The following is a 19,137-nucleotide window of genomic DNA, read 5'->3' on the forward strand; positions in this document are numbered from 1 at the left end:
TCCACGCCACAGTTCTCCCCATGGGCGGCCGTCCGCCACGCGCGCCCGGCTACCCTCGCGGAAGCACACGTCGCGCCGGTCGAGCGGAGGGAGGTCGCGTGGTCCGCAGCCGCAAGGTGACCGTCAGCACTGACGCCCACGGCCACACCGCCGGCTGGGCGGAAACCGACTTCGCGCCCCTCGCTCCCCCGGCACCCGATCCGACCGCGGCGGCCTTCTTCGACGTCGACAACACGATGATGCGGGGCGCGTCGATCTACTGGTTCGCCCGGGGCCTCGCCGCGCGCGACTACTTCACCACCGCGGACCTGGCCCGGTTCGCCTGGCAGCAGCTGCGGTTCCGGCTGCTCGCCACCGAGCACGCCGGCGACATGTCGCAGGCCAAGGAGGCCGCCCTCGCCTTCGTCGAGGGCTGGCGGGTGGACGACGTGGAGCGCCTCGCGGAGGAGATCTTCGACGAGCTGATGGCGCCCCGGATCTGGGCCGGCACCCGCCAGCTCGCCCAGCGCCACCTGGACGCCGGCGAGCGGGTCTGGCTGGTCAGCGCCGCGCCCGTGGAGATCGGCCGGGTGATCGCCGCGCGGCTGGGCCTGACCGGCGCGGTCGGCACGGTCGCCGAGATCGTCGACGGCGCGTACACCGGCCGGCTGGTCGGCGACCTGATGCACGGCCCTGCCAAGGCGGAGGCGGTCACCCAGCTCGCCGCGGTCGAAGGGCTGGACCTGCGCCGCTGCACCGCCTACAGCGACTCGTGCAACGACCTGCCGATGCTCTCCATGGTGGGTCGGGGCGTGGCGGTGAACCCGGACGCAGCCCTGTTCAAGGAGGCCCGGCAGCGTGGTTGGGACGTCCGCGACTTCCGCACCGGCCGCCGCGCCGTCAAGATCGCCGTACCGTCCACCGCGGCGGCCGGCCTGGTCGCCGGGGCTGTCGGCGCGGGGCTGGCGCTGCACCGGCGCCGCCGCGACGGCTGACGGCACCAGCCGGCCGCGCCGTCAGCGGCACCGGCCGCCCGCGCCCTCAGCGACGCGGGCCGGCCGCATCCGTCAGGGGCCGAACGGGTCCGGGCGCCGCTCCAGCAGCTGGTGCAGGGTCTGCTGGATGGTCTCCCGCACCTGGTCCGCGAGGTTGAACACGACCAGCGGGTCGTCGGCGGAGTCGGTCAGGTGCGCGGTGGGGATCGGCGGGCAGAACTCGATCAGCCATTTGCTCGGCAGCGGCACCATGCCGAGCGGTCCCAGCAGGGGGAACGTGGGCGTGACCGGGAAGTAGGGCAGCTTGAGCAGCCGCGCCAGGGGCTTGATGTCGGCGAGCATCGGATAGGTCTCCTCGCCGCCGACGATGGCGACCGGCACGATCGGGGTGCCCGTGCGCAGCGCCGCCGAGACGAAGCCGCCCCGGCCGAAGCGTTGCAGCTTGTAGCGCTCGGAGTAGAGCTTGCCGATGCCCTTGAAGCCTTCGGGGAAGACGCCGACCAGCTCGCCGTTGCCGAGCAGCCGCTCCGCGTCCGGGTTGCAGGCGACCGTACCGCCGGTCTTGCGGGCCAGCTCGGAGACCACCGGCATCCGGAAGACCAGGTCGGCGCCGAGCAGCCGCAGGTAGCGGCGGGCCGGGTGCTGGTCGTGCAGCGCCGCCGAGAGGATCAGCGCGTCCAGCGCCACGGTGCCCGAGTGGTTGCCGACCACCAGGCCGGCACCCTCGGTGGGCACGTGCTCCAGGCCGGTGACCTCGGTGCGGAACCAGTCGCGGTAGAGCATCCGCAGCAGCGGGTGGAAGACCGCGTCGGTGATCTCGGGATCGAAGCCGAACTCGTCGACCTCGTAGTCGCCGGAGAGCCGACGACGCAGGAACGCCAGGCCCTTGGCGACCTTGCGGTCCCAGTGGTCGCCGGGCCGGTCCGGCACCGCCGGCCCACCGGCGGTGGCCGGTGCCGCCCCGTTCGGTCCCGTGCCGCCCGGCGCCCGGTCCGCCACGACGGCGGCCGGCTCGTCGGTAGCCGCCGGGTCGGGCTCGTCGGCGGTGGCCGGCGCGTCGTGCGCGGCCGGCTCGTCGGTGGCGGACGTGTCGGGCTCGTCGGGCGTGCCGCGATGGTGTCCGTTCGCCCGCGCGGGCTCCGCGTCCGGCGCGGCCACGGTCAGCGGTACGTCGTAGCGGCCGTCGCGCCGCTCCTCCGGCTCGTTCACGAGCCCTCCCGCACGGCAGCCCGGACCTGCCGGATCCCGTCCAGCACGAGCTGCTCCGCGACGGCCAACTGGTCCCGGTTCACGACGACACCGCCGTAGTGGGCGCGGATGAAGTCGTCGAAGGCGGCGGCGGTGGAGCGGGGCGTGAAGCCGTACTCCCGCTCCAGTCGGCTGGTGTCGACGACCCGGCCGTGCACGAAGAGGTCGACCTGGTCCAGGCCGTAGCGGCCGAAGCCGAGGTTGCGGGCGACCGCGGCGGCGCTGGAGAGGCCGGGCTCCAGCACCGGCACGGCCACCCGGCCGGCCCGCCGGATCGCCTGCGACAGGGAGAGCACGCCCGGCCCGGCCACGTTGTACGTCCCCGGATGGTCCTCGACGATCGACCGGTGCAGCACCTCCAGCGCGTCGTCGAAGTGCAGGAACTGCAACCGGGGGTCCCGCCCGAACACGGTGGGCACCACCGGCCGGGAGAAGTAGCGGGTGAGGGTGGTGTCGGCGGTCGAGCCGATGAACGGCGCGAAGCGCAGCACGGTCGCGGTGACGTCGGGCCGCCGGCGGCGGAAGCCGCGGACGTACCCCTCGATGTCCAGGATGTCGCGGCCGAACCCGCCGCGCGGCACCTCGCGCGGCTCGGTCTCCTCGGTGAACACGGCCGGGTCGCGGAAGGACGCCCCGTAGGCGGCCGTCGAGGAGCGGACCACGAGCTTGCGCAGGCGGGGGGCGCGCTGGCAGGCGGCGAGGAGCTGCATCGTGCCGATGACGTTCTGTTCCTTCATCGCCGAGCGGCCGCCGTGCTGCGGGTCCGGCGAGGTCACCAGCGCGAGGTGGACCACCGCGTCGACGTCGAGGTCGGCGAGGAGGCCGCCGAGCGAGCCGGCGTCGATGCGGACGCGCTCGACCCGGTCGAGCAGGTCGGAGAACTCGGCGCCGGGCTCGGGCTGGTCCACGCCGATGACCCGCTCGATGCGGGGGTCGGCCGCGAGCCGGGCCGCGACGTGCGCGCCGAGGTAGCGGCTGACCCCGGTGACGACGACGACCCCCGGGGCACCTGTGGTGCCACCGGGGGTCATGTCGCGCACCTTCCCCGGCAGGAGGGATCGAACCGGGACATCCGCGGCGTGATCACCTGAGCCTCCGAGGGTCGACAGTTGGCAAGTGACGACGGGAGCCGGGTCGGGACCCGGCCCCGGTCACTTGCCGAGACGGCGACGCTGGACGCGGGTCTTGCGCAGCAGCTTGCGGTGCTTCTTCTTAGCCATGCGCTTGCGGCGCTTCTTGACCACCGAGCCCATACGAAAGCCTTTCGATGCAACGTGCGGGGCGACCGGATGACGCCACGGTGTGGCGTCGGCGACCGCTTGCGGACAACGGACCGGGCCAGCGGGGTAAGCGGCAGGGCGCACCTGCGGTCACGGTCGGGGTCCAGGGTAGCCGGAGAGCGTCAGCAGGACCAACGCGCCCCCGTCGATGCCCGTTACGTCGTGCTCCGACGACGGCCCGCGGGAGGGTCAGGCGGTTTCCTGAAAGGCGCCCCGCAGGTATTCGTGCACCGCGTGTTCGGGCACCCGGAACGACCGGCCGACCCGGACCGCGGTGAGCTCACCGCTGTGCACCAGGCGGTAGACCGTCATCTTCGACACCCGCATCACCGTCGCCACCTCGGCGACGGTGAGGAACTTGACCTCCGACAGCCGTCCGTCGGACTGCGACCCGGCCATGGCTCACCGACCAATCCCATGCCCGGCGCGTGCCACCGGACGGGTTCGTCCCGCCCGGACCGGCGACGCGCGTGTTACCAGTACGGTAGCGGGACGGCTGTGACCGGCGCGATCCCTTCGTACAACTGATCATGATTCTCGCCGGTGTCCACCCGACCGGTCGGTTCGTTGTCGAACCTGTTGCGCCCGGCGTCCGATCGGTCCCTGTCCGGGACACGCCGTCCGGGTCCGGGGCGGTCGGGACGCTGCCCGACGCACGTGGACGCCGCGACGGTCGGAGCCGGGCCGCCGCGCGGAAGGCGTCCGGTGGCTCCGGCGGCGCCACCGGAGCCACCGGACGGGTGCCCCGGGCCGCTTCCGGACGCGGACCGGGGCTCCGCGCTGGGAGCGGGCACCAGTGTGTCAGGTCGCCCCGCGCGGCCCGACAGCGGTCGATCATGAATGTCGGGGACCGCCCGGACCGGCGCCGACGGGGGCCACGGCGCCGCCCGGCCCGTCAGCCCACCACGGCCCGTCAGCCGACCACGGCCCGTCAGCCGACCACGGCCCGGACGTACCCGACGCACTCGTCGTGCAGGGCGGACCAGGGTTCGCCGAGGACCCGCTCGGCCGCCTGGTCCACCGGCGTGCGCTCGTGCACCACGGCCGCGAAGAAGGCGAGCAGCCGCTCCGGGCCGAACCGGTCGACCAGGTGCCGGACCGCCAGGTAGGAGATGCCGTAGCTGCCGCTGACCCGGTCGGCCGGGGCGTCGTCGGCCGGGCTGAGGCTGTCGAGCCGGCCGTCCCAGCCGCCGCCGAGCAGGCGCCGCACCTCGTCGAGTCCCGCGTACCGGTCGATCGGCTCGCCGTCGGCGCCCGCGTACTCGGCCAGCCCCTCCACCAGCCACCAGGTGCCCTCGCCCGGGTAGCCCCGCTCCGGCAGGGACGCGGCGTGGGTCAGCTCGTGCCGGAGCAGGTCGTCCACCCCGCCGGCGACGAGCCCGTCGGCGTTGAGCACCACCTCGTGGTGGCCCCCGCCGACCGTGACCGCGTACCCGCCCGTCCACTTCGGCCGGCCGCCGCCGTACCAGCGCTGCCACTCGCCCCGGCCCGCGTAGAAGATCCGGTACCGGTCCGGCGTGCGGCCGCCCACGGCGTACGTGTCGGCGACCCGGGCGGCGGCCTCCGCCTGGGCCAGCAGGTCGGGCAGTTCCTTGCGCAGGGCCGGAGTGGTGGCCACGAGCGTACGCCGACCGACGGCCACGGCCAGTTCGCTGACCTCCCAGGGCCGGGTGCCGGTCTCGGCGGACCGGGACGGCTCCACGGCGAGCAGCCGGGGGCGCTCCCCCGCCCGCCACCGGGTGCCGGTCAGCACGCGGCTGGTGCGGCAGTCCGGCGTGACGAAGCAGTAGCGGAACTCGACGAGCAACCGCCACTCGCCCGGCCGGCCCTCGACCGGCGTGGGCAGGCCGTTGGCGACGGCCTGCCAGGCGGTCACCCGCAGCGCGCGCAGCGCGGCGTACCGGCGGCGCAGGTCCGGATGCGCGACCGGCTCCGCGACCGCCAGGAACCCGGCGCGGTCCCCGCCGAGCAGGGCGGCGGACTGCCGGGCCAGTTCGGCCGTCATCCGCTCGCCGAGCCGGCGGGCGGCGGCGGTGGCGGGGTCGTCGGCCGGTGCGGCGGACGCCCCCGGGGCCGGCGGGTCACCGGCACGCACCAGGCCGGCCACCAGCGCCGCGGGCAGGCCACAGGCCAGCAGCAGTACGACCGCCGCCAGCGCCACCCCGAGCGGCCGGATCCGCCGCGACGGCCGCACGGTGCCCGCCGCCACCGGAAGGGCCGGCGCGGCGGGCTCGACCGTCCCGGCGGGGCCAGCGGGCTCGGCCCTCCCAGTGGGCGCGGCTTCCTCGGCGGGCTCGGCCCCCTCTACGGACGCGGTCCGCTCGGCGGGGCCAGCCGGCTCCGCCCTCTCGGCGGGCTCGGCCTCGACCTCGGACTCGGTCTCGACAATGGACTCGACGCCGTCAGCCGGCTCGGCCTCGACCGTGGGCCCGGCCCCGTCAGTTGGTTTGGCGCCGTCAGCCGGTCCGGCCTCGGCAGCGGGCTCGGCGCCGTCAACGGGCCCGGCCTCTTCTGTCGCGGCGGCGGGCGTGCCGTCCGTCACCGGTCGGCCGTCCGTTCCGGGCTGCCCGTCAGTCACCCGCCGAAGGGTACGACCATCGGGCCGGCCCGGCGACCACGGCCCGGCGAGCCACGCCGCCTGACAGCCCGGAGCGCGGCGGCAAGCGGCGGCACGGCGACGGCACCCACCCCGGCCGGGCATCGCCGCGTCCAGCCCCACCGGCCGCCGACGGCCGGCTCCAGCGGGAAGGGCGGCGGCTAACCCAGGGCCGTCAGCTGCGGTCCGCGCGGGGCCAGGACCGGAACGCGCCGTCCAGCGCGGCGACCAGGTTGTCGAACGTGGCGCCGACGGCGCGGGGCATGCCGAAGCCGCCGGCCGCCTCCAGCGAGACGAACCCGTGCAGGGTGCTGCGCAGCATCCGGGTCGCGTCGACGGCGTCGTCGCCGTCGAGCCCGTAGCCCCGCAGGGTGGCCCGGATCGCCCCGACGGCCCGCTCGCCGGCGGCGACGTGCTCCGGGTCGGCCGGGTCCGGCACCCGCTGGGTGGCCGGGTAGCGACCGGGGTGCCGGTGCGCGTACGCCCGGTAGGCGGCGGCGACGGCCCGCAGCGCGTCCCCGCCGGCCCGGCCCGCGGCGGCGGCGGTCAGTTCGTCGGCGAGCTCGGCGGTGGCCAGCGCGGAGAGCTTCTGGGCGAGCGCGTCGGCCCCTCGCACGTGCTTGTAGAGGCTCGGCAGCGCGACGCCGAGCCGGTTGGCCAGCGCGGCGAGGGTGAGCTGGTCGGCGCCGACCTCGTCGGCCAGCCGGGCCGCCTCGCGCACCACGCTCGCCTGGGTCAGCCCGGCCCTAGGCACCGGTGACCGCCAGGAACTCGACGAGCTGGGCGGCGGTGCGCGCCGGCTGGTCGGCGTGCGGGTAGTGGCCGGAGTCGTCGATCATCCGTGCCTCGGCCGTGGCGAAGAGCCGGCGGGCCGCCCGTGCCCCGGCACCCGGGTCGCGGAAGTCCGGGTCCTTCGTGCCCATCAGCACCAGCACCGGCTGCCGGACCTCGCGCACCCGCGCGGTCCAGTGCGGGTCGGCCGGCGCGATCACGCCGCGCATCGCCGCCATCCGGCCGGGCTCGCGCAGGGTGGCGACCATCGCCTTGCGGTACGCGGCGTCGTCGGCCGGCCGATCGCACGGGAAGAGCGTGCGGTGGAAGAGCCCGAACAGCCGGGGGCTGCGCAGCACGGCGGCCAGGGCCACCCGCAGGAACGGGTTGAGCTTCGGCTCCTCGGCGAACGGGGCGAGCTGGACGACGCCGTCGACCAGTGCGGGATCGTCGGCGGCGGCGAAGACCACTGCCGCCGCGCTGGACGAGCTGCCGACGAGGGTGGCCGGTCCGCCGCCGAGGTCGCGGACCACCGCGAGCAGGTCGGCACCGACCTCCGCCGGGGCGTACGACGGCCAGCCGGCGCTGGACGCGCCGTGCCCCCGGACGTCCACCGCCGCCACCCGGTGCCCGGCCGCGACGAGCAGCGGGACCAGGTGGCGGAAGGAGCCCCGGTTCTCGCCCATGCCGTGCGAGAGGACGACGAGCGGCCCCTGCCCGTGCACCTCGTAGGCGATCCGCCCGCCGTCCCGCTCCACGTAGCTAACTGTCATAACTGTAAAGCTAATGCAATTAGCCAACGCCGTCAAGGGCTGACCGCACCAGGTCGCACGAACTCGTCCGGGAACGGGAACGGGCCGGCGGGACGAGGGTCTCCGCCGGCCCGTACTGGGACCGCTGGGGGGTGACGGTGGCCGATCCGGACGGCTACCGCCTGGTGCTGAGCACCCGGGGCTGGTCGAACGGCTGACCTACTTCTTCGACAGCACGGCCCGGCCGAAGAACATCAGGTTGGCCGGGCGCTCGGCGAGCCGGCGCATCAGGTAGCCGTACCAGTCCTCGCCGTAGGGCAGGTAGGTGCGCACGGTGTAGCCCTCGCCGGCCAGCCGGGCCTGCTCCTCGGGGCGGATGCCGTAGAGCATCTGGAACTCGAAGCGCTCGGGGCCACGGTCGAACCAGCGGGCCCGGTCCTCCCCGATGGCGATCAGGCGGGGGTCGTGGGTGGCCAGCATCGGGTAGCCGTCGCCGGACATGAGGATGTTCATGCACCGCACGTAGGACTTGTCCACCTCGCGCGCGGACTGGTAGGCCACCGACTCCGGCTCCTTGTACGCGCCCTTGCACAGCCGGACCCGGGAACCGGCCGTGGCCAGCTCGCGGCAGTCCGACTCCGTCCGCCGCAGGTACGCCTGGAGCACGGCCCCGGTCGACGGGTGGTCCTTGCGCAGCTTGGCGAGGATGTCGAGCGTCGAGTCGGTGGTGGTGTGGTCCTCCATGTCCAGGGTGACCGTGGTGCCCGCCTCCTCGGCGGCGGCGCAGATCGCCCGCGCGTTGTCGTAGGCGAGCTGCTCGTCGAACATCTGGCCCAGCGCCGACAGCTTGACGCTCACCTCGGCGGCCGGCGTGAGCCCCGCCTCGGCGAGCCGCCGGAGCAGCCCGACGTACTCGTCGCGGGTGGCGGTGGCCTGCTCGGGGGTGACGGTGTCCTCGCCGAGGTTGTCGAGGGTGACCGCGAGACCGTCGTCGACGAGTTCGCGGGTCGCGCGCAACGCGTCGTCGGTCTTGGCGCCGGCGACGAACCGGCGGACGAGGTCCCGCGTGAACGGGGCCGTCGCGACGAGCCGCTCGACCTGGGGTGACCGGGAGGCGGCGAGGATGACGGTACGGAGCATGGACCGAGCGTAACGCCCGCCGGTGGCCCCGCGCGGGGCAGCGGGCGCAGCCTCGGTCGCCAGGTCCCAACACCGTCACAGGCACCGACCGGGGGCGGACGGCGGTGGCCCCCATCGGTTACAACGATGACGTGGAACAACGCCCCCGCCGCCGGCTCCGGTCGGCCTCCGTGCAGCTCGGCGCGCTCACCGTCCTCGCGCTCACCCTCTCCGGCTGCAACATGTCCTCGGACGACGACGATGACGACTGCGCCCTCGGCCCCGTGGGCGGCGGCGAGACGGTGGCCCTGGCGCTGCGGGCGCCCACGGTGACCGCCGGGCGCACCGCGCCGGAGCCGGCCGCCGCGGCGGTGCCCGACCGGGGCGGCTTCGGCACCCACCTCGCCTCCTGCGGCGGCTGAGGTGCGCCGGGAGTCGGTCACCCCCCGCCCGGACTGGGACGCCACGATCCGCTCCCAGGGCCTGGTGTACGTCGACACCGAGCTGCCCGACGGCGGCATCATGTCGTACTGGGACGAGACCGCCGCGTACGCGTTCGAGCTGGACGAGGTGCTGCGGCTGGAGAAGGCGACCGAGGAGCTGCACCGGATGTCGGTCGCCGCGGCCGAGCACGTCGTCGCGCGCAACCGCTACGCCGAGTTCGGCATCCCCGCCTGGGCGGCCGAGGCCGTGGCCCGGTCGCTGCGCGAGGCGCCGCCCACCCTCTACGGGCGCTTCGACCTCGCCTACGACGGCAGCTGGCCGCCGAAGATGCTGGAATACAACGCCGACACCCCCACCGCGCTGGTCGAGGCGAGCATCATCCAGTGGTACTGGCTGGAGCACACCCGGCCGGAGCTGGACCAGTGGAACAGCCTGCACGAGCGCCTCGTCGAGGCCTGGGCGAAGATCGGCGCGGGGCTGCACGACCGCCGGGTGCACGTGCTCTGGTCCAACGAGGAGGAGTCCGGCGAGGACCACATGACCGCCGGCTACCTCGCCGAGACCGCCCGCCAGGCCGGGCTGGAGGTCACGCTCCAGCCGATCCAGCGGCTCGGCTGGGACGGCCGCCGCTTCGTCGACGCGGCCGACCAGCCGGTCACCACCTGCTTCAAGCTCTACCCCTGGGAGTGGATGCTCGCCGAGCCGTACGGGCCGCTGGCGCTGGAGCCGGGCACCCCGACGACCTGGATCGAGCCGGCGTGGAAGCTGCTGCTGTCGAACAAGGCGCTGCTCGCCGTGCTCTGGGAGCTCTACCCGGGCCACGAGCTGCTGCTGCCCGCGTACCTCGACTCGCCGCGCGGCATGACCGAGTACGTGGCCAAGCCGCTGCTCGGCCGCGAGGGCGGCTCGGTGCGGATCGTCACCGGCGACACCGAGATCACCAACCCGGGGATCTACGGCGACGAGGGCTGGTGCTACCAGGAGTTCCGGGCGCTGCCGGAGTTCGCCGGCAACCGGATGGTGCTGGGCAGCTGGATCGTCGACGGCGAGTCGGCCGGGGTGGGGGTGCGGGAGAGCGCGAGCCTCATCACCGACGGCTACGCGCGGTTCCTGCCGCACTACATCGACGCGCCACGGGTCCCCTGAGTCGTCTACGGTTGTGGGCGTGAACTTCGACGCGTACGCCCGGACCGGCGTTGACCTCGTCAACGCCCGCCTGGACGACCTCGACGACCTCCGGGCCCTCTTCCCCGACGACAACGCGTGGATGCGCGACGAGGTGGCGGAACGGGACCTCGCGACATTCCGGCGGGCGCAGAAGCGCTTGCGCGACGTCTTCGAGTACGGCACATCCGGGCGGGACGCCCAGGCGGTGACCGAGCTCAACGCGCTGCTGGAGGCGTTCCCGGTGCAGCCCCGCATCTCCGGGCACGACTCCAGCGACTGGCACATGCACGTGACCAGCCGGGGCGCCTCGGTGAGTGCCGAATACCTGGCCGGCGCCGCCTGGGGGCTGTCGGTATGGCTCTGCGAGTACGGCAGCGCCCGGTTCGGGGTGTGTGCCGACGACCGCTGCGGCAACGTCTACCTGGACACCTCGTCCAACTGCTGCCGGCGGTTCTGCTCGGAACGCTGCGCCACCCGCTCGCACGTGGCCGCCCACCGCGCCCGCAAGCGCGCGGCCATCGGCGAGCAGGCCAGCGTGAGCAGCAAGGAATCGCTCAGCACGACCGTCTGACGCCGTGCCCGGCCGGCGCGAGGGCGCCGGCCGGGCGCGGCGCGGCGGCCCTCCGGGCGTCCACCGGGCACGGCGCGGCCTTCAGACGCCTACCCGGCACGGCGCGGCGTTCAGGCGTCGACCGGGGACGGGGTGCCGAGGTGCTGGCGGGCGAACGCCAGCGACTCCCGCAGGTCGGCCTCCCGCACGGCGCGGCTCTTCGCGCCCCGGGTGGTGACCTCCACGGCGACCGAGCCGGTGAAGCCGCGCCCGGCCAGCGAGGAGAGCAGCTCGCCGCAGGGCTGGGTGCCGCGCCCCGGCACCAGGTGCTCGTCGCGGCCCTCGCCGGTGCCGTCGCCGAGGTGCACGTGGGCCAGGTTGGCCCCCATCCGGTCGGCCATCGCCAGCGAGTCGGTGTGCGAGGCGGCGCAGTGCGACAGGTCGAGCGTGTAGGAGTCGTACCCCGTCTCGGTCGGGTCCCAGCCCGGGACGTACGGCACGAACTGCCGCCCCGCCATCCGGACCGGGTACATGTTCTCGACCGGGAAGCGCAGGTCGGGGTGGTCGGCGGCGATCGCGGCGAGCCCGTCGGCGAAGTTGCGCGCGTAGTCCCGCTGCCAGGTGAACGGCGGGTGCACCACCACGGTGGGCGCCCCGAGCGTCGCCGCCAGCTCCGCGGAGCGGCGCAGCCGCTCCCACGGGTCGGGGCTCCACACCCGCTGCGTGACCAGCAGGCAGGGCGCGTGGACGGAGAGCACCGGGACGCCGTAGTGCTCGGCGAGCCCGCGCAGCGCGCCGGCGTCCTGGCTGACGGCGTCGGTCCAGACCATCACCTCGACGCCGTCGTAGCCGAGCGCGGCGGCCAACTGGAACGCCGCCGCGGTCCGCTCAGGGAAGACCGAGGACGTGGACAGGAGCACGGGGACGCGGGAAGTCACACCATCGAGGGTAGCCGGGGTCCATCGACACCTCGTGACGAGAGACCGCAAACCGCCCAGATCACACTGCTTTCCTCTTACACCGGACCCAGCTGGTCCAGGTGGCGCAGGATCACGCCCTCGCGCAGCGCCCAGGGGCAGATGTCCAGCGCGTCCACGTCCAGCTGGCGCAGCACGGCCTCGGCGACCACCGCCCCGGCGAGCAGCTGGTGCGCCCGGCCGGCGCTGACCCCCTCCAGCTCGACGAGCTGGGCCGGCGGGATGTGCCGGATGAACCCGAGCACCTGGCGCAGCCCGGCGCGGGTGAGCCGGCGGGGCGCCCACAGGCCCGCGCCGGAGGGCGCCGCGCCGGCCAGCCGGGCCAGCGTCCGGAACGTCTTCGAGGTGGCCACCGGCCGCTCCCAGCCCACCGCGGTCAGCTGCGCGACGACGGGTTCCAGCAGCCCGTCGACGTACGCCCGCAGCTCGTCGACGGCCTCGGCCGGCGGCGGCGCCGCGCTGTCGGGGGCCACCCGGAGCCGGTCCCGGGTGAGCCGGCCGGCGCCGAGCGGCAGAGAGACCGCCACGGCCGGGTCCTCGTCGATCCCGGCCGCGAGCTCCAGCGAGCCGCCGCCGATGTCCAGCACCAGCAGCCGGCCCGCCGACCAGCCGAACCAGCGCCGCACCGCGAGGAAGGTCAGCCGCGCCTCGTCCGCCCCCGGCAGCACCTCCAGGCGTACGTCGGTCTCGTCGCGCACCCGCGCCAGCACCTCGGCGGCGTTGGTGGCGTCGCGGACGGCGGAGGTGGCGAACGCGATCAGGTCCTCGGCGCCCAGCCCCGCGGCCGCCGCCTTGGCCATGCCGACCGCCTTGACCAGCCCGTCCGCGCCGGCCTCGGTGAGCGCGCCGTCCGGGCCGATCTGCTCGGCCAGCCGCAGCACGACCTTCTCCGAGTGCGCCGGCCAGGGGTGCGCCCCGTGGTGGGCGTCGACCACCAGCAGGTGCACCGTGTTGGAACCGACGTCGAGGACACCCAGTCGCATGCTGAAGACACTAGGGCCAACCGGATTGCGCGGCTCGGCGGACCGGCGGGGGCACCGGGCGTACGCTGGGCCGGGTGACAGGCCAGATCGAACTCCGTGTGCTGGTGGACGACCCGGACGACCCCCGCAGCCGCGAGGTGCCCCTGGACTTTCCCCGGGAGTGGATCGAGTTCGCCGACCCGGCGGACGACGACCATCTCATCCGGGCCGACCTGACGTGGCTGCTCTCCCGCTGGACGTGCGTCTTCGGGCGGGGCTGCCACGGCATCGTCGCCGGTCGGGCCGCCGACGGCTGCTGCTCGCACGGCGCGTTCTTCACCGACTCCGACGACGAGCAGCGGGTCCGGGCCGCGGTCAAGCGGCTGACCCCGGCGACGTGGCAACACTTCCGGCGCGGGTTCAAGAACTGGACCGAGAACGACACGATCGACGGCAAGAACTCCGCCCGGCGTACCGCCACCCAGGAGGCGGACGGGCCGTGCGTCTTCCTCAACGACGCCGGCTTCCCGGGCGGCGCCGGCTGCGCCCTGCACGCGCAGGCGCTGCGCGACGGGGTGCACCCGCTGGAATACAAGCCCGACGTCTGCTGGCAGCTGCCGATCCGCCGCGACCAGGAGTGGGTCAAGCGGCCGGACAACACGAAGGTGCTGGTCTCCACGCTCTCCGAGTTCGACCGGCGGGGCTGGGGCGCCGGCGGGCACGACCTGGACTGGTGGTGCACGTCCTCCACGGACGCGCACGTCGGCAGCGAGCCGATGTACGTCTCCTACGGCCCGGAGCTGACCGCGCTCGTGGGCGCCCCCGCGTACGCGAAGCTGGCCGAGGTGTGCGGGGCGCGCAGGCGGCAGGGCATGGTCGCCCCGCACCCCGCCGACGGCGCCTGACCGACCGACGACGACGGGGCCCGCGCCGCGCGCGGGCCCCGTCGTGCGTACGCCGGTCAGGGCTCGAACTTGTAGCCCAGACCCCGCACGGTGACGATGAAGCGCGGCGCGGACGGCTCCGGCTCGACCTTGGATCGCAGCCGCTTGACGTGCACGTCGAGGGTCTTGGTGTCGCCGACGTAGTCGGCCCCCCAGACCCGGTCGATGAGCTGGCCCCGGGTGAGCACCCGGCCTGCGTTGCGCAGCAGCAGCTCCAGCAGCTCGAACTCCTTGAGCGGCAGCTGGACCGGGGCGCCGTCGACGGTCACCACGTGCCGTTCGATGTCCATCCGGACCGGGCCGGCGGCCAGCGTCGGCCCGCCCGACTCGGCGGCCTCGGCGCTCTGCCGCCGCAGCACCGCCCGGATCCGGGCGACCAGCTCCCGGGGCGAGTACGGCTTGGTCACGTAGTCGTCGGCGCCGATCTCCAGGCCGACCACCTTGTCGATCTCACTGTCCCGGGCGGTGACCATGATGATCGGCACGTGCGAGCGCTGCCGGAGCTGCCGGCACACCTCGGTGCCGGACATCTCGGGCAGCATCAGGTCGAGCAGCACGATGTCGGCGCCGGTCCGGTCGAACTCGGTGAGGGCGTCGGTCCCCGTCGCGGCGACGGACACCTCGAAACCCTCCTTGCGGAGCATGTACGACAGGGCGTCGGAGAACGACTCCTCGTCCTCGACCACCAGTACGCGGCTCAACGGAACTTCCTTTCCATGTGCTGTCAGGCCTGCCGGAGCTCGGCCGGACCGGCCTCGATCCCAGCGGGCGGCGGTGTCGCCAGGCCCTCGTCGGGGGGACGGGTGGGCAGCCGGAGGGTGAACGTCGATCCACCACCAAGAGTGCTCGACACCTCCACCCTTCCGCCATGGTTGCCGGCGATGTGTTTCACGATGGCCAGCCCGAGGCCGGTGCCGCCGGTCGACCGGGACCGGGCCTGGTCGGCCCGGTAGAACCGCTCGAAGATCCGGTCCACGTCGGTCGGGGCGATCCCGATGCCCTGGTCGGCGACGGAGATCTCCACGTGTTCGTCGGCGGCGCGGGCGGTGATCCGGACGGTGGTGTCCTCGCCCGAGTAGTTGACGGCGTTCTCCACCAGGTTCGACACGGCCGTGGCGAGCTGGGTGTCGCTGCCGTGGACGGTCAGGCCCCGTTCGGCGTCGACGGCCACCTCGATCCGGCGGGCGGCGGCGGAGGTGCGGGTCCGGTCGATGACCTCGGCGATGACCCAGTCGATCGCGACCGGCTCCGGGGGCGGCTGCGGCTCGGCGCCCTGGAGGCGGGTCAGCTCCAGCAGTTCCTGCACCAGGCGGCCCAGCCGGGTCGACTCGTGCTGGATGCGCTCGGCGAACCGACGCGCGGCGACCAGGTCCTCGGAGAGGTCGGGCGCGCCCGCCCCGGCGGGCTCGGTGGCGTCCAGCAGCGCCTCGGCGAGGAGTTGCAGGGCCCCGATGGGGGTCTTGAGCTCGTGGCTGACGTTGGCGACGAAGTCGCGGCGGACCCGGGCCAGCCGGTGCGACTCGGTCACGTCCGAGGCCTCGACGGCGATGAAACCCGCCCCGATCCCCATCGCCCGCAGGTGTACCCCGAGCGGGTTCACCCCGGCGTTGTCGCGGCCCCGCGGCAGGTCCAGCTCTATCTCGCGCCGCACGCCGGTGCGGCGCACCTGCCCGGCGAGCGTACGGATCAGCGGGTGGGCGGCGATCGAGCCCTGGGTGGCGCCGGTGCGGAGCAGCCCCATCGCGCGGGCGGCCGGGTTGACCAGGACGGGCAGGTCGTCGGGGTCGAGCACGACCACGCCGGCCCGCAGGGAGTCGATGGTCCGGCGGCCGATGCCGGACTGCGGATCCTCGGCTATCGGGAGCCTCCCGGAGGTGTGGGGGAAGCCGGACCGGCTCCCCGCCCGCGTGGCGCGTTCGCGCAGCGCCGGAACGAGCCGGGGCAGCAGCACCCCGGCGACCAGTCCGACCGCCAGCCCCACGGCCACCGCGACCGTCACCGCCCATTCCACCCGGCGATCGTAGGGTCATTGTTAACCTGGCAACCACCACAAATAGGATGAATCACCTTCGCTTCCGGCAAAGTTCACTCCCGCGTCCGGCGTCGTTCACCGAGGTTCACCTCGGGTCTCCCCGCCCGACCTACCGTGGGCGGCGCACCTGCTCCCGGCCGGTCCGGGGCCGGCGCACCTGCTCCCGGCCGGTCCGGGGCCAGCGACTCTCGCCCGCGCCACGGAGCCGGCGACCGGCGACCGTTGCGCCGGCCCCGGGCGGGGCGACCGACAACCAGCGACCACAGGACGTGACAATGCGCGACGAGTTCCGGGCTGACCTCCAGATCGTCAGCCAACTGCTGGTGGACATGGCGGAAGGGGTCCGGGCCGCGATGCGGCAGGCCACCCACGCCCTGCTCACCGCGGACCGCCGGGCGGCCGAGACGGTGATCGAGCGGGACGCCGAGATCGACGAGCTCTACCGGCACGTCGAGGAGCGGGTCTGCGACCTGCTCGCCCGGCAGGCCCCCGTCGCCTCCGACCTGCGCGCGATGATCACCGCGCTGCACGTCGCGGCCGACCTGGAGCGGATGGGCGACCTGGCCGACCACGTCGCCAAGACCGCCCTGCGCCGGCACCCCTCACCGGCCGTACCGGCGGAGCTGCGGCCGACCTTCACCGACATGGCAGCCATCGCCGACCGGATGGCCATCAAGATCGGCTCGGTGCTCGCCAGGCCCGACGCCGACCTCGCCGCCGAACTCGACGGCGACGACGACGCCATGGACGACCTGCACCGCAGCCTGTTCGGGCTGCTGCTCGGCGAGGACTGGCCGTACGGGGTGGAGACCGCCATCGACGCCACCCTGCTCGGCCGCTTCTACGAGCGCTTCGCCGACCACGCCGTCAACGCCGGCGAACACGTGGTCTACCTGATCACCGGCCAGACCACCCCCACGGCGGGCTGAGCGCACGCAAAGGGCCCCTCCCCACGCGCGTCGCGCCGGGAAGGGGCCCTTTCCGTGGCTACGTCAGCGGCCCTGGTTGGCCACCGCGGCGGCGGCCGCCTTGGCGGCGGTCGGGTCGAGGTACGTGCCGCCCAGGGTGAGCGGGCGCAGCTGCGGGTCCAGGTCGTAGCGCAGCGGGATGCCGGTGGGGATGTTCAGCTTGGCGATCGCCTCGTCGGAGATCTGGTCCAGGTGCTTCACCAGGGCGCGCAACGAGTTGCCGTGCGCGGCCACCAGCACCGTACGGCCGGCCAGGATGTCCGGCACGATCGAGTCGTACCAGTACGGCAGCATCCGCTCGACGACGTCCTTGAGACACTCGGTACGCGGCATCAGCTCGCCCGGCAGCAGCGCGTAACGCGGGTCGCCGACCTGCGAGAACTCGTCGTCGTCAGCGATCGGCGGCGGCGGGGTGTCGTACGAGCGGCGCCAGAGCATGAACTGCTCCTCGCCGTACTCCTCCAGGGTCTGCTTCTTGTTCTTGCCCTGGAGGGCGCCGTAGTGCCGCTCGTTGAGCCGCCACGACCGACGCACGGCGATCCAGTGCCGGTCGGCGGCGTTGAGCGCCAGCTCGGCGGTGCGGATCGCGCGGCGCATCACGCTGGTGTGCACCACGTCCGGCAGCAGGTCGTGCTCGCGCAGCAGCTCGCCGCCGCGGCGCGCCTCGGTCTCGCCCTTCTCGGTCAGGTCGACGTCGACCCAGCCGGTGAAGAGGTTCTTGGCGTTCCAGTCGCTCTCGCCGTGCCGCAGCAGGACCAGCGTCCCGACGGTGGGCCCCTCGCTAGCAGTCATGCCGATCATCCTGCCGCACGTCGCCGGGCGACGCGCGGGCGGTGGTCGTGACGACCACCACGTGGAAAATGCGCTGCCCGGAGATCCGGCCTGCCACTAGGTTGTAAGGCGCAACAATCAAGACGGTCATTACGGGCGGGGGCGCCGACGTGCGGACGATGCAGGGCTGGTTCCGGGACACCACCGGCGGGCTACCGGTCACCTTCTGGTACCTGTGGGCCGGCACCCTGATCAACCGGCTCGGCTCGTTCGTCCTGGTCTTCCTGGCCATCTACCTGACGCAGGAGCGCGGCTTCTCCGCGTCGCAGGCGGGGCTGGTGCTCGGCCTGTGGGGCGTCGGAGGGGCGCTGGGCACCACCGCCGGCGGCACGCTGAGCGACCGCTGGGGCCGCCGGCCCACCCTGCTCACCGCGCATCTCGGCGCGGCCACCATGATGCTCGCCCTCGGCTTCGCCCGGGAACTGTGGGCCGTGGCGCTCGGCGCCCTGCTGCTCGGCATGTTCGCCGAGGCGGCCCGGCCCGCGTTCGGCGCGATGGTGATCGACGTGGTGCCGGAGAAGGACCGGCTGCGCGCCTTCTCGCTGAACTACTGGGCGATCAACCTCGGCTTCGCCAGCGCGGCGATCCTCGCCGGCCTCGCCGCCGAGGTCGGCTTCCTGCTGCTCTTCGTGGTCGACGCGACCACCACCGTGATCACCGCACTGGTCATCTTCCTCAAGGTCGGCGAGACCCGGCGGGCCCCCGCCGGCGGGGGCGGCCAGCGGGGCGCCGGCGCCCCGGTCGGGGCGCTGCGCACCATCCTGCGCGACCGGGTCTTCCTCGGCTTCGTGACGCTCAACCTGTTCGCCGCGCTGGTCTTCCTCCAGCACATCTCGATGCTGCCGATCGCCATGGGCGACTCCGGGCTCAGCCCCACCACCTACGGCTCGGTCATCGCGCTCAACGGGGTGCTGATCGTGGTCGGCCAACTCTTCGTACCCCGGCTGATCAGGGGCCGGAGCCGGTCACACGTGCTCGCCCTGGCGTCGGTGGTGATGGGCGTCGGGTTCGGGCTCACCGCCTTCGCCGACACCGCCTGGTTCTACGGCCTGACCGTGCTGGTCTGGACGGTCGGCGAGATGCTGAACTCGCCGTCCAACGCCACCCTGATCGCCGAACTCTCCCCCGCCGAGCTGCGCGGCCGCTACCAGGGCGTCTTCTCGCTCTCCTGGCAGGGGGCCGCCGCGGTCGCGCCGGTCCTCGGTGGCCTGGTCCGGGAGCAGGCCGGCAACGCCCAGCTCTGGTTCGGCTGCGCCGCCATCGGCGGGCTGATGGCGCTCGCCCACCTGATCTCCGGCCCGGCCCGGGAGCGACGGGCCACGCTGCTGCGGGCCAGCACCGGTCCCGTCGTGCCGCTGGTGGCGATCCGCCCGCCCGCCCCGCAGGCCGCCGAGGCGGCGGCGACGGCCCCCGCCGAGCCGGTCGGCCCGGCAGGGGACGACGACCTGCCGGACGAGGACCCGGGGCGGCCGGTCGGCCCGCCAAGTGGCGACGGCCTGCCCGACAGCGGCCCGGGACGGCC

Annotated in this window: 19 protein-coding genes and 3 pseudogenes; 8 read left to right on the forward strand and 14 right to left on the reverse strand. The window is 74.2% G+C overall.

The window, feature by feature from the left end; all coding sequences use genetic code 11:
- Nucleotides 1-98: 98 nt before the first annotated feature.
- Nucleotides 99-974 carry an HAD family hydrolase gene (locus ACN27A_RS18535; protein WP_421455085.1) on the forward strand — a complete coding sequence of 292 codons (876 nt, stop codon included), beginning with the start codon at nt 99-101 and terminating at the stop codon, nt 972-974.
- Between the two features lie 72 nt (nt 975-1,046).
- On the opposite strand, the gene ACN27A_RS18540 is transcribed toward ACN27A_RS18535, so the two are convergent.
- From ACN27A_RS18540 to ACN27A_RS18575, 8 genes and pseudogenes are all read right to left on the reverse strand, one after another.
- Nucleotides 1,047-1,904 (reverse strand): lysophospholipid acyltransferase family protein, encoded by an 858-nt coding sequence (locus ACN27A_RS18540; protein ID WP_421458520.1) that lies wholly within the window; start codon nt 1,902-1,904, stop codon nt 1,047-1,049.
- 275 nt (nt 1,905-2,179) lie between these two features.
- Nucleotides 2,180-3,253, reverse strand: a complete 1,074-nt coding sequence (locus tag ACN27A_RS18545) for an NAD-dependent epimerase/dehydratase family protein (RefSeq protein WP_421455088.1) — start codon at nt 3,251-3,253, stop codon at nt 2,180-2,182.
- 120 nt (nt 3,254-3,373) lie between these two features.
- Nucleotides 3,374-3,475: a 30S ribosomal protein bS22 gene (locus ACN27A_RS18550; RefSeq protein WP_007465623.1), complete on the reverse strand. Its 102-nt coding sequence runs from the start codon at nt 3,473-3,475 to the stop codon at nt 3,374-3,376.
- 216 nt (nt 3,476-3,691) lie between these two features.
- Nucleotides 3,692-3,901: a helix-turn-helix domain-containing protein gene (locus ACN27A_RS18555; protein ID WP_007465625.1), complete on the reverse strand. Its 210-nt coding sequence runs from the start codon at nt 3,899-3,901 to the stop codon at nt 3,692-3,694.
- Between the two features lie 275 nt (nt 3,902-4,176).
- Nucleotides 4,177-4,341: pseudogene (locus ACN27A_RS18560) on the reverse strand (ABC transporter ATP-binding protein); the annotation flags it as partial.
- A 92-nt stretch (nt 4,342-4,433) separates the two neighbouring features.
- Nucleotides 4,434-6,080 carry a hypothetical protein gene (locus ACN27A_RS18565; RefSeq protein WP_421455092.1) on the reverse strand — a complete coding sequence of 549 codons (1,647 nt, stop codon included), beginning with the start codon at nt 6,078-6,080 and terminating at the stop codon, nt 4,434-4,436.
- A 193-nt stretch (nt 6,081-6,273) separates the two neighbouring features.
- Nucleotides 6,274-6,852: a TetR/AcrR family transcriptional regulator gene (locus ACN27A_RS18570; RefSeq protein WP_421455094.1), complete on the reverse strand. Its 579-nt coding sequence runs from the start codon at nt 6,850-6,852 to the stop codon at nt 6,274-6,276.
- Entirely contained in the window at nt 6,845-7,642 is a 798-nt protein-coding gene (locus ACN27A_RS18575) for an alpha/beta fold hydrolase (RefSeq protein ID WP_421455097.1), read from the reverse strand. Before ACN27A_RS18575 ends, ACN27A_RS18570 begins: the two co-directional genes overlap by 8 nt.
- A gap of 62 nt (nt 7,643-7,704) precedes the next feature.
- Between ACN27A_RS18575 and ACN27A_RS18580 the strand changes: the two are divergent.
- Nucleotides 7,705-7,839: pseudogene (locus ACN27A_RS18580) on the forward strand (VOC family protein); the annotation flags it as partial.
- Nucleotide 7,840: 1 nt separating this feature from the next.
- Here ACN27A_RS18580 and ACN27A_RS18585 read toward each other — a convergent pair.
- Nucleotides 7,841-8,761, reverse strand: a complete 921-nt coding sequence (locus ACN27A_RS18585; RefSeq protein WP_311413165.1) for a proline dehydrogenase family protein — start codon at nt 8,759-8,761, stop codon at nt 7,841-7,843.
- 131 nt (nt 8,762-8,892) lie between these two features.
- On the opposite strand from ACN27A_RS18585, the gene ACN27A_RS18590 reads away from it, so the two are divergent.
- The 3 genes from ACN27A_RS18590 to ACN27A_RS18600 are packed head-to-tail and all read left to right on the forward strand — an operon-like array spanning nt 8,893 to nt 10,922.
- Nucleotides 8,893-9,162: a hypothetical protein gene (locus ACN27A_RS18590; protein WP_225852019.1), complete on the forward strand. Its 270-nt coding sequence runs from the start codon at nt 8,893-8,895 to the stop codon at nt 9,160-9,162.
- A gap of 1 nt (nt 9,163) precedes the next feature.
- The gene (locus tag ACN27A_RS18595; RefSeq protein WP_421455101.1) at nt 9,164-10,330 is read left to right on the forward strand and encodes a glutathionylspermidine synthase family protein; all 1,167 of its coding nucleotides are present in this window, start codon (nt 9,164-9,166) and stop codon (nt 10,328-10,330) included.
- A 19-nt stretch (nt 10,331-10,349) separates the two neighbouring features.
- Nucleotides 10,350-10,922, forward strand: coding sequence for a CGNR zinc finger domain-containing protein (locus tag ACN27A_RS18600; protein WP_421455104.1), 573 nt, complete (start codon nt 10,350-10,352; stop codon nt 10,920-10,922).
- Nucleotides 10,923-11,032: 110 nt separating this feature from the next.
- Here ACN27A_RS18600 and ACN27A_RS18605 read toward each other — a convergent pair whose 3' ends face one another.
- Together ACN27A_RS18605 and ACN27A_RS18610 are read right to left on the reverse strand one after the other, a co-directional pair.
- Nucleotides 11,033-11,839 carry a sugar phosphate isomerase/epimerase family protein gene (locus ACN27A_RS18605; RefSeq protein ID WP_207913771.1) on the reverse strand — a complete coding sequence of 269 codons (807 nt, stop codon included), beginning with the start codon at nt 11,837-11,839 and terminating at the stop codon, nt 11,033-11,035.
- 77 nt (nt 11,840-11,916) lie between these two features.
- The gene (locus tag ACN27A_RS18610; RefSeq protein WP_357579313.1) at nt 11,917-12,861 is read right to left on the reverse strand and encodes a Ppx/GppA phosphatase family protein; all 945 of its coding nucleotides are present in this window, start codon (nt 12,859-12,861) and stop codon (nt 11,917-11,919) included.
- 74 nt (nt 12,862-12,935) lie between these two features.
- Here ACN27A_RS18610 and ACN27A_RS18615 point away from each other — a divergent pair, with 74 nt between their 5' ends.
- A complete protein-coding gene (locus ACN27A_RS18615; RefSeq protein ID WP_421455108.1) occupies nt 12,936-13,745 on the forward strand; it encodes a hypothetical protein in 810 nt (269 codons plus the stop codon).
- Between the two features lie 56 nt (nt 13,746-13,801).
- On the opposite strand, the gene ACN27A_RS18620 is transcribed toward ACN27A_RS18615, so the two are convergent.
- Nucleotides 13,802-14,485 (reverse strand): response regulator, encoded by a 684-nt coding sequence (locus ACN27A_RS18620; protein ID WP_392998164.1) that lies wholly within the window; start codon nt 14,483-14,485, stop codon nt 13,802-13,804.
- A 23-nt stretch (nt 14,486-14,508) separates the two neighbouring features.
- Entirely contained in the window at nt 14,509-15,795 is a 1,287-nt protein-coding gene (locus ACN27A_RS18625) for a sensor histidine kinase (RefSeq protein WP_421455112.1), read from the reverse strand.
- A 296-nt stretch (nt 15,796-16,091) separates the two neighbouring features.
- Here ACN27A_RS18625 and phoU point away from each other — a divergent pair, with 296 nt between their 5' ends.
- Entirely contained in the window at nt 16,092-16,745 is a 654-nt protein-coding gene (gene phoU, locus ACN27A_RS18630) for a phosphate signaling complex protein PhoU (protein WP_421455114.1), read from the forward strand.
- Nucleotides 16,746-16,808: 63 nt separating this feature from the next.
- On the opposite strand, the gene ACN27A_RS18635 is transcribed toward phoU, so the two are convergent.
- Nucleotides 16,809-17,576 carry a phosphoglyceromutase gene (locus ACN27A_RS18635; protein ID WP_151453377.1) on the reverse strand — a complete coding sequence of 256 codons (768 nt, stop codon included), beginning with the start codon at nt 17,574-17,576 and terminating at the stop codon, nt 16,809-16,811.
- A gap of 149 nt (nt 17,577-17,725) precedes the next feature.
- On the opposite strand from ACN27A_RS18635, the pseudogene ACN27A_RS18640 reads away from it, so the two are divergent.
- Nucleotides 17,726-19,048: pseudogene (locus tag ACN27A_RS18640) on the forward strand (MDR family MFS transporter); the annotation flags it as partial.
- Between the last annotated feature and the right edge of the window lie 89 nt (nt 19,049-19,137).

The organism is Micromonospora sp. WMMD737 (assembly GCF_049179055.1).
GTDB lineage: Bacteria > Actinomycetota > Actinomycetes > Mycobacteriales > Micromonosporaceae > Micromonospora > Micromonospora reichwaldensis.